Origin of the sequence: Providencia sp. PROV200 (assembly GCF_049901995.1) — a bacterium.
Classification (GTDB): domain Bacteria; phylum Pseudomonadota; class Gammaproteobacteria; order Enterobacterales; family Enterobacteriaceae; genus Providencia; species Providencia rettgeri_E.
Genome location: NZ_CP096307.1, coordinates 2,902,774 through 2,916,062 on the forward strand (window position 1 = coordinate 2,902,774; position 13,289 = coordinate 2,916,062).

Sequence of the window (13,289 nt, forward strand, 5' to 3'; positions counted from 1 at the left end):
TTATGGTTAGTCAAAAATAATTTTTTATTCACAAACCGTTTAGTATAGCGGAATTTATCTCATGTTTATAGCGCCATCAAACGCTATTTCATCGTTATTCAGTGTGTTAGTTACCCGTTTAATCAGGCCAAATATGTTCAACCATTAGCTGCACATTCTTTTGCCCACGATACTCATTCACATCCAACTTAAAAGCAATTTTAGCTTTTTTGATACTGTTATCTGGCCAGCGACGAACATCAATATTAAACATGATGGCATCTAACATTGGGCCGCCATTCACTGGCTCTAACATGAGTTTTAGATGACGCTCACCCACTAGCCTTTGCTGTAATAATTGGAATTCACCATCAAATACTGGCTCAGGGAATGATTGTCCCCAAGGGCCACTCTCTCGAATAAGTTCCGCGGTTTCTAAACAAAATTCATTGCGAGAAAGCTCACCATCACTCCATATCACTCCAGCAAGTTGTTCAGGCTGAATAAGTTCTCCCATCAATAGCTCAAAGTGATGTTTAAAAGCATCAAATTTATCCACTTCAAGCGTCAAGCCTGCTGCCATCGCATGACCACCAAACTTTTGCATTAACCCCGGTTGTAAGGTATTCAAGCGTTCAAGTGCATCGCGCATGTGTACCCCTTGAATGGAGCGCCCTGAACCTTTTAATAAGCCATCACCCGCAGGAGCAAATGCAATAACCGGACGATGGTATTGTTCTTTGATCCTAGAAGCCAATATCCCTACAACGCCTTGATGCCATTCGGGATGGTAAATGGCTAGGCCATTTGGTAGCTGGTTTTCACCGTATTCGAATTGATTAAAAAACACGAGAGCTTCTTGCTGCATACCCGCTTCAATCTCACGGCGAGTTTGATTTAGCCCATCCAACTCATTTGCCAGTTCCCGCGCATAGGCCATATCGTCAGTCAGTAATAATTCAATGCTCACTGACATATCATCTAATCTACCTGCTGCATTTAACCTAGGGCCAAGTGCAAAACCGAAATCATTTGCCACTAACCTGGATAAATCCCGCTTGGAAACCTCAACGAGGGCTTTAATACCCGCGCAACAACGCCCTGCTCTAACCCGATTAAGCCCTTGGTGAACTAAAATACGGTTATTTACATCCAGAGGAACTACGTCTGCGACCGTTCCCAGCGCAACTAAATCAAGGTACTCGGCTAAATTAGGCTCTGCCACGCCTTGTTGCACAAACCACCCTTGCTGACGTAAATACGCACGTAATGCCGACATTAAATAAAATGTAACACCAACTCCCGCTAATGATTTAGAGGCAAAGCTACATTCATTTAAGTTCGGGTTGATTATCGCATCCGCAGCAGGCAACGTTTCCCCCGGCAGATGGTGATCTGTAATAATGACATTTATTCCATAGTGGCTAGCGGCTTCAACGCCTTCATGGGATGAAATGCCATTATCAACGGTAATAATAAGATTCGTTCCTTGGTTACGCGCCTCTTCAACCACCAAAGGTGTTAAACCATAACCATTTTCAAAGCGGTTCGGAACGATATAATTGATATTCCGATATCCCATTGATTTTAAGGCTCGAATAGCTAACGCAGTACTGGTTGCTCCGTCGGCATCAAAATCCCCAACAATGGTGATAGCCTCATGTTCATTTAAAGCACGATAAAGTAGCGGTAATGCCTTATCAATACCCGATAATGTCCGATAATCCAATAAATTGGCTGCTTTACGCTCTAATTGAGTGATATCGGTGACGCCTCGGTGTTGGTAAATCCGTTGTAATAGTTCAGGCAAGCCAGGAAGTTGAGCAGCAGAACTTTGCTGCTGCCTTTGTTGTAAGAGTGTTTCTACATTCACAATAATTAACTATTTTTCGTTGAGTAATTGAACAAGGGCATCCGGTTTCATGTAGCCAGGTAGTAATTGCCCATCCGGTAGGATGATTGCTGGTGTTCCCGTCACTTTAAATAAATTACCCACACTCATGTGTTTGCTTAGGTCAAGTTTGCAATCTTCAATCATGGCAATTTCCTCACCTTTAAACGCTTGAGTTAGCGCTTTTTGTGGTAGGCCATTACACCAGATAGACGCCATTTTTTTCCCTACGTCGCTGTCCGCACCTTGACGTGGATATGCAAGATAACGCACCGTGACACCTTGGCTATTTAGTTCACCAACAGATTCATGTAATTTTTTACAGTAACCACAGCTAATATCGGTAAAAACGGTCACAACATGCTTTTCCTGCGGTGCTTTAAAAACAATCATTTCATCTTTGAGCGCTTCTACTTTTTTCATTAATGGCTGATTACTGATATTAACCGGGGTTTTACCGCTCATATCATAAATTGGCCCTTGCAATAAATATTTGCCATCATCAGTGATGTATACGACACCGGTTGATGTTTCAACAACATTCAGCCCAACAATAGGTGAAGGTTTAATCACTTCAACAACCATGTTGTATTTTTCCAACGTATCACGAATAACTTTTTCTTCCGTTGCTCCATAGACTGAGGAAGTCAACGTTGCAATACATGCCGCAGCCAATAATATCAATTTGCGTTTCATAAATAGTCCTTTAATCATGCATCACCCCCTTGGATGATGCTGCTCATGTAATACTCGTAACCGTTCAGTCGCTACATGAGTATAAATTTGTGTGGTTGATAGATCACTATGACCCAACAACATTTGTACCACGCGTAGATCCGCCCCATGATTGAGTAAATGGGTTGCAAATGCGTGTCTAAGAACATGCGGTGAGAGTAGCTCGCTATCAATATGAGCAAGTACTGCGTAATATTTTATTCGGTGCCAAAACGTTTGCCGAGTCATTTTCGTGCCACGCTTACTCGGGAATAGAATATCGCTCGTTTTGCCATTTAATAAATCTGGGCGGCCTTCATCAATATATTTCTCTAGCCAATATATTGCCTCTTCCCCCAAGGGAATCAATCTTTCTTTATCGCCTTTACCGACAACACGAATAACCCCCTGCCGCAAACTAATATCTGAAAACGTTAATCCGATTAATTCAGAAACACGCAAACCACATGCATATAGCACTTCCAACATGGCTTTATCACGTAACTCTAAAGCATCTTCAGTCGCAGGAGCATTTAATAAATCCTCAACTTGCTTTTCACTTAAATCTTTGGGCAAACGCTGCGGAATTTTTGGGGCAGCAATCACCGCTGAAGGGTCATCCAAACGGATTTTTTCCCGGTACAAATATTGAAAGAGTCGACGCATCGCACTTAATAAACGTGCCGAACTGGTTGCTTTATATCCACAATCAATGCGTTCAGCAAAAAAAGATTGTAGGTCAATTGATTGAACATTTTCTAAATGCAACTGATGTGCATCAAGCCATTTATCTAATAGTTGAAGGTCATTACGATAAGAAGCCAATGTATTTTCGGCAAGATCTTGTTCAAGCCAAATTGTATCAAGAAATTGTTCAATTAATGGATTAAGTTGTTTTGTTTCCACGACAAATAAGCTTCCTTTAGATAATACCACACGATTCTATTATGCCTGAATGTGGCTGCTTCTGTTACAATACATCTCTTGTGATGAAAACCATAGCTGGACATAGTAATAAAATATATGAAAATAGGTCTTTTTTACGGTTCTAGTACCTGTTATACCGAAATGGTTGCAGAAAAAATACGTGATATTCTCGGCGATGATTTAGTCACACTTCATAACGTTAACGATACACCGCCTACAGAAATGGAACAGTATGATGTTCTTATTTTGGGAATACCTACATGGGATTTTGGTGAAATACAGGAAGATTGGCTTGAAATTTGGGAAGCGCTTCCCAATCTTGACTTAGCAAATAAAATCATTGCTATGTATGGTTTGGGTGACCAAATAGATTATGGCGAGTGGTTCCTTGATGCCCTAGGAATGCTCTATCACCAACTGAAACCAACTGGTGCTAAATTTGTTGGCTTCTGGCCAACCGAAGGCTATACCTTTGATAGCCCTAAACCACTCAATGATACCGGTGATATGTTTGTTGGCCTTGCATTAGATGAAGTCCACCAGTTTGAACAAACCGATGAGCGCATTGCACAGTGGTGTGTACAGATTTTTCAGGAAATCGAAGCGTTGTTATAATGCAGGTTGATGCAAGCTTATATTGACTGGATGATTGATAACCCAAAGTGAGGGTTATCTACATACACTTAGGCTACCCATGCGGTTTAACACCGATGATTTGGTAGCCTAAATATCAGGATATTGCAGCAATAACTGGTTTAAATTACGCCAATTATCTTCTGACAGGGCGTCCTTCGCTACCCACAAATAAACCTTTTGCGGTTTACCCTGCAAAGCTTCTAGTGTCAGCAATGTCCCATAACGGCTAAGCCAAGGCGCTTTTAGTATTCTCCACTCGTTTTTCTTCCATTGCACCTTATTGCCATTAACTAGTACAGCAACACCCTTTATTTTACTTATCGTTTTTTGACTCTTAGCCCAACTCGCAACCACAACCACTAATAGTGGTAGCCATATCATTGAGTTCTCAGGAGACCATGGTGTCAATAGCAAAATCATCCCAACAACCCCATGAACACAGGTTGAGAACAGTTGAGTTTTCCATGAAATGGAGAGATTAGATTTCCACAGGACCACGATTTTTATTTTTTTCCTGAATCAGTTTAATCATACGAAAAAGTTCGTCATCATCTGGGCGACCGTGATTCATTAACCAATTGAATAAATCAGGGTCCGCACATTCTAATAAACGGACAAATACCTGCTTATCATGCGTTGTCAGGTCATCATATTCATACTCAAAAAACGGCATGATTGAAATATCTAATTCACGCATACCACGGCGGCATGCCCAATGAATTCGTGCTTTGTTCTCAATATCCATTCCACTACGGCCTTTTTTGCAGTTAACTGATTAGATTGATTATTTTCCATACTCTAACAGATTATCCGCCAAGAAAACATGTCATAGACAACATTGTTGTAATTTTAGTAGTAAAATACCGTTTTTCTACAAACAGATGATAAAAAACTATTAGATAATACAGGTTCATCATAATAACTACTTGCAATGTTATCTAGCTATTTTACCATTAGGCACCTTTATCTATCAAAGAACAACAGGTGAAATCATGACTAACCAAATTGATAGTACACAGCAATTCCCTCTCGGATCTCAGTCTTTACCACTCGTTTTGATTTCACTGGAAAACTGGGAACTTATTCATATCCACGGCGCTGATGCAGAGAAATACCTGCAAGGCCAAGTAACCGCAGATATCGCCACACTTAAACAATCACATGCATTAACAGCACATTGTGATCCTAAAGGTAAGATGTGGAGCGACCTCCGCCTATTCCATCATTTAGATGGCTATTCCTATTTATTAAGAACCAGTGTTGCCGACTCACAACTCGCCGAACTGAAAAAATATGCGGTTTTCTCAAAGGTTACCTTTGAAAAAAAATCGGACCTTAAATTAATGGGAGTGGCAGGTCAAGGCGCTAGAGAAGCGCTAGCCACATTATTTACTGCATTGCCTGACGATCAAAATCAGGTCGTTACCGACGGCGCTTCTACAATATTGCATTTTGCATTACCCACCGAGCGTTTTTTAGTAATCACCAACGAAGAAACCGCACAAAAAATGGCCCAAAGCTTAGGTGCTATTCAGGTCAACGATGAACAATGGTTAGCCCTTGATATCGAAGCCGGTTTTGCGGTTATCGATCAAGCAAATAGTGCCCAACATTTACCTCAAGCCACTAATTTACAAGCTCTACCTCATGGTATTAGCTTTAAAAAAGGCTGTTATACCGGGCAAGAAATGGTTGCACGAGCAAAATTCCGTGGTGCAAATAAACGCGCGATGTATACCTTAAAAGGCACTGGCACCTCCATTCCTGTCATTGGTGAAGGTGTGGAATGGCAGCTTGGTGATAAATGGCGCCGCACGGGAACTGTTTTGGCCGCTATCCGTTTAGGTAGTGGCGAAATTTATGTACAGGTCATTATGAATAATGACATGGAAGCCGATAGCGTTTTCCGTGTTATGGGTGATGAGCAAAGTCATCTAACCATCGTGCCACTACCTTATTCATTAGAAGAGAATTAATTGGAGTTTTTATGTCATCTGCATTAGGTAGCAAGCCCGTAGAGGTGGTTAATTTTGGGGCTTTTACCGAAGTCGTCCAATTTTTAATGGAATTAGATAAACTCAAAAGCGTTTATCGTAAAAATAAGTTATTGAACCGTGAACGCCAAGAAAACACCGCAGAGCATAGTTGGCAATTTGCGGTTGCAGCAATGAGTTTTGCACCTTATGTACAAGGCATTAATATCGAACATGCGATAAAGCTTGCCCTTGTGCATGACATTGTTGAAATTGACGCAGGTGATGTATTGGTCTTTGATAATGCAGCTCGTGATGCGATTCATGAAGAAGAAGTTAAAGCCGCTAACCGTATCTTTAACTTGTTGCCTAGCCCACAAGCTGAAACCCTTTTAGCGTTGTGGAATGAATACGATGCATTAGAAACACCAGAGTCTGTCTATGCAAATGCCATTGACCGAGCGATGCCAATGCTAATGAACTTGCACAATCAAGGACAAAGTTGGGTTGAAAATAATATCCGCCTTGAGCAAGTACTCAGTAAGTGTGATTATATCGAACAAATTCTGCCTGAGTTTTATCAGCAGTTAAAATTACAGTTAGAACTCGCTCAAAAAAAAGGTTGGTTGTTGTAATTTTCGCCAAAAGCGGCTGAAAAGCCGCTTTATTTAACGTATTACACTCATCTAATTTATATTGTCTGTGACAAGATATGCTTTTCACTAATTAATTATTTTAATTTAAATAATAAACTACTTTATATTCTATATATAATTATTAATCTCGACTAATAAAGAAATATCAATATTAATAACTTGCTAATTATTAATATCACTCCTATCTTTATCATTGAACATTTGCCTAAGAGGTTTAAAATGCAAAAATTCAATGAATATTCAACCCCTTACCTTTTACTACTAGATGTCCATTCTCCCGCGATCATTCAATTCAATAAATCAACACATCAAACACTCCCAATTATCGAAGGACTCGGTGGAACTCCTGACGGTATTGCCATTGACCCTACTAATCGATTAATTTATTGGAGCAATATGGGGGATGATTATGATGCTGACGATGGCTCCATCAATGTGATAAATTTTGATGGTACTGGCAGAAAAATGCTATTAGGCAATGGGAAAATAAGAACACCAAAACAATTGCATCTTGATTTAGTCAATCAACGATTATATTGGTGTGACCGCGAAGGCGGTATGGTTTCCTCATGTCATGTCGATGGCTCTGATTTATTAATCCATGTAGCAAGGCCTCGAGATAAACACAATAACGTAGATATATTAGACCAGTGCGTTGGTATTACTGTTGATGTTGCAAATAACTGGCTCTATTGGACACAAAAAGGCACCGCTAAAGGCAATTTAGGCCGTATTTTTAGGGCGCCATTAACACCTAAAACCCAGCAATCAGCCAATCAACGCACTGATATTCAATTGCTCCTTCAAAACCTACCCGAACCTATTGATTTATTGCTTGATGAAGAAGCCCATATTTTATATTGGACAGATAGAGGTGCTGAGCCCGATGGTAATAGCTTAAATTGTGCCACTATTGCTGCTGATGGATTGAGCCATTACAAAGTAATAAGCCGTGGTTTTAAAGAGGCGATTGGGCTCACATATGATAAACCAGCACAACTGATGTATGTCGCCGACCTTAATGGGGGGATTTACCAAGTCGTCATGGAAACAGGCGGAGTGGAAAAACTCTATCAAGGTAAAAATTACACGGGTATTTCACAATATTCGGGCTAGAAACACCCATAATAAAGGCTTGATTTCAGTAACCTACTGAAATCAAGCCTAAAAACATTTAATTCACACTATTTAATGAAAAGCGTGATTCATTCCTACATATAATCTTCAATCGGTACGCACGAGCAGTGTAAATGGCGGTCACCATACACATCATCGAGGCGTTTAACCGCTGGCCAGTATTTATTTGCTTTGGTTTGTGCTGTAGGGAACACGGCAAGCTCACGGCTATAACGATGTGACCACTCCCCGACTAACTCTGTTTGCACATGAGGCGAATTCACGAGAGGGTTATCTTCGAGTGTCCACTGCCCTTTCACTACTTGGTCAATTTCATCGCGTATAGCTAACATCGCATCAATAAAACGGTCAATTTCCGTCATACTTTCAGACTCAGTCGGCTCAATCATTAAAGTGCCTGCGACAGGGAAAGACATGGTTGGCGCATGGAAACCATAATCAATTAAACGCTTAGCAATATCGAGCTCACTAATACCGGTGTCTTTCTTAATTGGGCGCAAGTCAACAATACATTCGTGAGCCACATAACCGTCTTGCCCTGTATATAAAATGTCATAACGACCAGAAAGGCGCTTAGCAATATAGTTAGCGTTCAAAATAGCCACTTGGCTCGCTTTACGTAAACCATAAGAGCCCATCATACGAATGTACATCCAGCTAATTGGCAAAATTGATGCACTACCAAATGGCGCTGCAGATACCGCACCTTGGTCGGTTAACATTTCTTGCTCAACCACAGAATGCCCCGGTACGAACGGCGCCAAGTGTTTTTTCACACCAATAGGCCCCATGCCTGGACCACCGCCACCATGAGGGATACAGAATGTTTTATGTAAATTCAGGTGAGACACATCCGCACCAATAAAGCCCGGAGTCGTTAACCCAACCTGAGCATTCATATTTGCACCGTCAAGGTATACTTGACCACCATATTGGTGAATAATTTCACACACTTCACGAATACTTTCTTCATATACCCCATGGGTTGATGGGTAAGTTACCATCACGCAAGAAAGTGCTTCACTATGTTGCTGAGCTTTTTCGCGTAAATCAGCTAAATCGATATTACCTTCATCATCACAACGCACTACCACCACTTCCATACCCGCCATATGCGCAGAAGCTGGATTGGTACCGTGAGCAGAGGCCGGGATCAAACAAATATTTCGTTCCCCTTCATTGCGACTTTCATGATAGCGACGAATAGCCAATAAACCTGCATATTCCCCCTGAGCCCCTGAGTTAGGTTGCATACAAACCGCATCATAACCGGTCAATTGCACTAACCAATGAGAAAGCTGCTCTATCATTTGGTGATAACCTTGAGCCTGCTCAGGTGGGCAGAATGGGTGTAGCTCGCCAAATTCAGGCCACGTAATTGGGATCATTTCCGCTGCCGCATTGAGCTTCATCGTACAAGAACCCAGTGGGATCATCGCTTGGTTTAATGCTAAATCTTTGCGCTCTAAGCTATGCATATAGCGCATCATTTCGGTTTCACTATGGTAACGATGTAAGTTTGGATGCGCTAAAATTTCATCATCACGTAACATTGCGCTTGGGATCCCTTGCTCTGCCGCTGAAACCGATTGGTCGAGCTTTTCAAAATCCAACTTAGCTTCAATACCTGTGATCACCGCAAATAATTCATTTAAATCTTGGCGAGTCGTGATTTCACTAAACGTCACACCAACTGCACCACGAATATCAGTGCGTAAATTCACTTTAGCTTTCTCTGCACGTGCTAGCACCGCTGTTTTGTCTGCCACTTCAATGCAGAGCGTGTCAAACCAAGTTTTATGGCGTAACGAAACCCCTGCGTCTGCTAATGCTTTAGCGAAAATAGAGCTGAAGCGATGGATACGCTCAGCGATCATTTTCAGCCCTTGTGGCCCATGGTAAACCGCATACATGGCGGCAATATTGGCTAACAACACTTGGGATGTACAAATATTCGAGTTCGCTTTTTCACGACGAATATGTTGCTCACGAGTTTGCATCGCCATACGCAGCGCGGTGTTGCCTGCCGCATCACGTGAAACACCTATCAGACGTCCCGGCATCGCCCGCTTGAACTCATCACGACAAGCAAAGAATGCTGCATGTGGGCCACCGTAGCCCATTGGTACACCAAAACGTTGAGCTGAGCCGAATACAATGTCAGCACCCTGTTTACCCGGAGCAGCTAACAGCACAAGAGCCATCATATCTGCAGCAACGCAGCTGACAATTTTGCGCTCTTTTAGTTGAGCAAATAGTGAACTGTAATCATGGACGTTACCTGTTGTACCAACCTGTTGAAGTAGCACACCAAAAACACCTTCATGCTCCAACACTTTCTCTGCGCTATCGACAATCACTTCAAAACCGAAGGTGCCCGCACGTGTGCGAACAACATCGAGAGTTTGCGGATGAACATCATCTGCAACAAAGAAGCGTTCTGCATCTTTCAGTTTGCTGATCCGTTTTGCCATCGCCATGGCTTCCGCTGCCGCAGTTGCTTCATCCAATAACGATGCAGATGCGAGATCTAGCCCCGTAAGATCGATAGTGACCTGTTGAAAATTCAGCAGTGATTCTAAACGGCCTTGTGATACCTCGGGTTGGTATGGCGTATAAGCGGTATACCAACCCGGGTTTTCTAATAAATTGCGCAAGATAACTGGCGGAAGCACTGCGGGTGCATAGCCCATACCAATATAGCTTTTGTAGCGCTTATTCAGAGATGCTATCGCTTTTAATTCAGCTAAAGCTTCTTGCTCCGTTGCTCCACCACCCACTCTTGGCGGCTCTGCAAGCAAAATGGCTTTGGGGACAATTTTGTCCATCAAAGCATCTAATGACGTTGCACCCACGGTGTCTAACATGGTTTTTAATTGTTGTTCTGATGAACCTATGTGGCGCGAAATGAATTCTGAACGGTTTTCTAATTGACTCAGTGACATCGACATATCTGTGTTCCCATCCTTTGTCTGCTATGCATAAGTTGTAGGGCGGCTATTACGGAACTTGCGAGATAACGCTTAAAATCAATGATATTGCAGTTGTTTCTTGTTTCTTGTTTCTTGTTTCTTGTTTCTTGTTTCTAACTAATTAGATTTTATCAATCCTCTAAATAGTTCATCTTGTGACTAGGCGGCAAGCAAATGAGACCCTAGGAGCATACACCAGTATGTGACTAGGGCGAATGAGCGAAGCCAACACCGCCACAAGATGAAATATGACGAGGTTGTGGCTAGGCGGCAAACGAATGAGACCCTAGGAGCATACACCAGTATGTGACTAGGGCGAGTGAGCGTAGCCAACACCGCCACAACACAAAATATGACGAATAAACTATTCTTCGGCTTCGATCATAGACGTATACCCCGCCGCATCAATCAAATCCGCCAGCTCTGCGGTATCCGACGCCTTAATACGGAAAATCCAACCTTCTTGATACGGTTGTTCATTCACGAGCTCTGGTGCGTCATTCAACTCGCTATTAACTGCCACAATTTCGCCACTCAATGGTGCGTAAATATCAGATGCCGCTTTAACTGATTCGACGACTGCAACGTCATCGCCTGCACTTACCGCAGTCCCCACTTCGGGTAAATCTACAAACACCATGTCACCCAACGTCTCTTGCGCATGTTCGGTGATACCTACTGTATACTCACCATTTCCCTCGTCACGCAGCCACTCATGTTCACGGGTATACATTAATTCTTTAGGTGTATTGCTCATCACTAGCCTCTCAATTTTTAAATTTATTAATTCGATCTGCCCAAATTTACACTAAGCGGTTTCCTTCACGGACAAAGCCTGGCTTAACGACTTCAACTGGCATTTCTCTTTGTCTGATCTCAACAATCGCTTTATCTTGAATTCCGTTCGGGACACGTGCTAACGCAATACTAAAACCTAGGGTTGGTGAGAAAGAGCCACTGGTTATCACCCCTTCTTGTAGTTTCCCCAGTTCATCAGTAAAGCGGACAACTTGCCCTGCACGCAGTATACCTTTTTCACGCATCACAATACCGACAAGTTTTTCAGTACCTTGTTCGCGTAATTTTTCTAATGCTTCACGGCCAATAAACTGGCGCTCTTCAGGTTTCCAAGCAACCGTCCATCCCATATTTGCAGCTAATGGTGAAATCGTTTCATCCATATCTTGCCCATATAGGTTCATACCGGCTTCAAGACGTAAAGTATCACGAGCCCCTAAACCTGCGGGGTGAACCCCTGCCTTAAGCAGTTTATGCCAAAATTCAACGACCTGCTCTTTAGGCATAGCAATTTCATAACCTTTTTCACCCGTATACCCAGTGGTTGCAATAAATAAGTCCCCGGCTTGAACACCATAAAAGGGTTTCATTCCTTCGATGCTGTTTTTTTGTTCTGAACTGAGTAACGAATGAACCTTTTCTGGCGCTTGCGGCCCTTGAACAGCCAAGAGCGCTAAATCATCGCGAACACGAATTTCAACCGCATAGCCTTTAGCATGTTGTTCAATCCAAGCGAGGTCTTTATCACGTGTTGCGGAGTTTACAACGAGACGATAAAAGTCATCAGCAAAGTAATACACAATCAGGTCATCAATAACACCACCGGAAGCATTCAGCATACCTGTATATAAAGCTTTGCCTTGTTCTGTGAGTTTATTGATATCGTTGGCGAGAAGGTAACGCAGAAAATCACGACAACCTTCACCGTGTAAATCGACAATAGTCATATGGGATACATCAAACATCCCTGCTTCGGTTCTGACAAAATTATGTTCATTGATCTGCGAACCATAATGCAACGGCATCATCCAACCATGAAAATCGACCATTTTTGCACCGCAGGCTATATGTTCATCATATAGTGTTGTTTGCTTTACCATGAATACCCTCTTTGCATTATTAATATGACAGGGTGATTGCGTGGTGAAAATTACCCATCTGCAATAAAATACCTTGATAATTTTACCCCAACGCAAACGATAACTTTTTAAAAACCTACCACTGTTTGCTGTTCTATCCTATAAAAAAAAATAGGGCGACCATTCCTCTGTATTACTGATTGCGCTCTGATTTTGCCAGCGCTTTTTGTTAAATAATTGAGAATGATCACTCAAAATCCTTACATTCAGGGGGAAATGGCACAAAATATAACCACAAATAGAATTTAAATAGTCACTTTGACAATAAAGCTCATTACAGCAATATAAATAAAACTAATGCGAAAAACGAATGTAATTAGTTTTTTTCAGTCATGATAGAAAGAGAGAGTTCCGCTATTCATACTAAAACGTAATAATAAAAATTATTTTTATGCAGAGTTCAATTACGACGCTCTGTATTTTGACATAAGAAAAAGGCACAATTTTATCAACTGTGCCTTTTGGGA

At 41.9% G+C, this 13,289-nt stretch carries 12 protein-coding genes; 4 read left to right on the forward strand and 8 right to left on the reverse strand.

Going from position 1 to position 13,289, the window contains the following annotated elements; genetic code table 11:
• Positions 1 to 118: 118 nt before the first annotated feature.
• Genes recJ through xerD form a run of 3 tightly spaced genes read right to left on the reverse strand, consistent with a single transcriptional unit; the run spans position 119 to position 3,490 of the window.
• Positions 119 to 1,852 carry a single-stranded-DNA-specific exonuclease RecJ gene (recJ, locus tag M1E86_RS13400; protein ID WP_213914556.1) on the reverse strand — a complete coding sequence of 578 codons (1,734 nt, stop codon included), beginning with the start codon at positions 1,850 to 1,852 and terminating at the stop codon, positions 119 to 121.
• Between the two features lie 9 nt (positions 1,853 to 1,861).
• A complete protein-coding gene (gene dsbC / locus M1E86_RS13405) occupies positions 1,862 to 2,566 on the reverse strand; it encodes a bifunctional protein-disulfide isomerase/oxidoreductase DsbC (protein ID WP_125894087.1) in 705 nt (234 codons plus the stop codon).
• A 21-nt stretch (positions 2,567 to 2,587) separates the two neighbouring features.
• Positions 2,588 to 3,490, reverse strand: coding sequence for a site-specific tyrosine recombinase XerD (xerD, locus tag M1E86_RS13410; protein WP_109912915.1), 903 nt, complete (start codon positions 3,488 to 3,490; stop codon positions 2,588 to 2,590).
• A gap of 117 nt (positions 3,491 to 3,607) precedes the next feature.
• Between xerD and fldB the strand changes: the two genes are divergently transcribed.
• A complete protein-coding gene (fldB, locus tag M1E86_RS13415; protein ID WP_125894089.1) occupies positions 3,608 to 4,126 on the forward strand; it encodes a flavodoxin FldB in 519 nt (172 codons plus the stop codon).
• Positions 4,127 to 4,234: 108 nt separating this feature from the next.
• Here the strand turns inward: fldB and M1E86_RS13420 are convergent, their stop codons facing one another.
• Positions 4,235 to 4,645 (reverse strand): protein YgfX, encoded by a 411-nt coding sequence (locus M1E86_RS13420; protein ID WP_213914557.1) that lies wholly within the window; start codon positions 4,643 to 4,645, stop codon positions 4,235 to 4,237.
• Complete coding sequence (sdhE, locus tag M1E86_RS13425) at positions 4,626 to 4,892, reverse strand: FAD assembly factor SdhE (RefSeq protein WP_004261864.1); 267 nt, start codon at positions 4,890 to 4,892, stop codon at positions 4,626 to 4,628. The genes M1E86_RS13420 and sdhE overlap by 20 nt, the downstream gene beginning before the upstream one ends.
• Before the next feature lie 247 nt (positions 4,893 to 5,139).
• On the opposite strand from sdhE, the gene ygfZ reads away from it, so the two are divergent.
• The 3 genes from ygfZ (at position 5,140) to M1E86_RS13440 (ending at position 7,892) form a co-directional block, all read left to right on the forward strand.
• Positions 5,140 to 6,123 carry a tRNA-modifying protein YgfZ gene (gene ygfZ, locus M1E86_RS13430; protein ID WP_125894094.1) on the forward strand — a complete coding sequence of 328 codons (984 nt, stop codon included), beginning with the start codon at positions 5,140 to 5,142 and terminating at the stop codon, positions 6,121 to 6,123.
• An 11-nt stretch (positions 6,124 to 6,134) separates the two neighbouring features.
• Positions 6,135 to 6,755 (forward strand): HD domain-containing protein, encoded by a 621-nt coding sequence (locus tag M1E86_RS13435; RefSeq protein ID WP_125894096.1) that lies wholly within the window; start codon positions 6,135 to 6,137, stop codon positions 6,753 to 6,755.
• 240 nt (positions 6,756 to 6,995) lie between these two features.
• A complete protein-coding gene (locus M1E86_RS13440) occupies positions 6,996 to 7,892 on the forward strand; it encodes a YncE family protein (protein ID WP_213914558.1) in 897 nt (298 codons plus the stop codon).
• 95 nt (positions 7,893 to 7,987) lie between these two features.
• Here M1E86_RS13440 and gcvP read toward each other — a convergent pair whose 3' ends face one another.
• The 3 genes from gcvP to gcvT form a co-directional block, all read right to left on the reverse strand.
• On the reverse strand, positions 7,988 to 10,864 hold the full coding sequence (gene gcvP, locus M1E86_RS13445) for an aminomethyl-transferring glycine dehydrogenase (protein ID WP_426099132.1): 2,877 nt from the start codon (positions 10,862 to 10,864) through the stop codon (positions 7,988 to 7,990).
• 385 nt (positions 10,865 to 11,249) lie between these two features.
• A complete protein-coding gene (gene gcvH / locus M1E86_RS13450) occupies positions 11,250 to 11,642 on the reverse strand; it encodes a glycine cleavage system protein GcvH (protein WP_125894102.1) in 393 nt (130 codons plus the stop codon).
• A gap of 46 nt (positions 11,643 to 11,688) precedes the next feature.
• Positions 11,689 to 12,783, reverse strand: coding sequence for a glycine cleavage system aminomethyltransferase GcvT (gene gcvT, locus M1E86_RS13455; protein ID WP_248466787.1), 1,095 nt, complete (start codon positions 12,781 to 12,783; stop codon positions 11,689 to 11,691).
• Positions 12,784 to 13,289: the final 506 nt, after the last annotated feature.

Coding starts and splice junctions, on each gene's coding strand:
- dsbC (WP_125894087.1), bottom strand. CDS start 2,566: ATGAAACGCAAATTGATATTATTGGCTGCGGCATGTATTGCAACGTTG.
- fldB (WP_125894089.1), top strand. CDS start 3,608: ATGAAAATAGGTCTTTTTTACGGTTCTAGTACCTGTTATACCGAAATG.
- sdhE (WP_004261864.1), bottom strand. CDS start 4,892: ATGGATATTGAGAACAAAGCACGAATTCATTGGGCATGCCGCCGTGGT.
- ygfZ (WP_125894094.1), top strand. CDS start 5,140: ATGACTAACCAAATTGATAGTACACAGCAATTCCCTCTCGGATCTCAG.
- M1E86_RS13435 (WP_125894096.1), top strand. CDS start 6,135: ATGTCATCTGCATTAGGTAGCAAGCCCGTAGAGGTGGTTAATTTTGGG.
- M1E86_RS13440 (WP_213914558.1), top strand. CDS start 6,996: ATGCAAAAATTCAATGAATATTCAACCCCTTACCTTTTACTACTAGAT.
- gcvP (WP_426099132.1), bottom strand. CDS start 10,864: ATGTCGATGTCACTGAGTCAATTAGAAAACCGTTCAGAATTCATTTCG.
- gcvH (WP_125894102.1), bottom strand. CDS start 11,642: ATGAGCAATACACCTAAAGAATTAATGTATACCCGTGAACATGAGTGG.
- gcvT (WP_248466787.1), bottom strand. CDS start 12,783: ATGGTAAAGCAAACAACACTATATGATGAACATATAGCCTGCGGTGCA.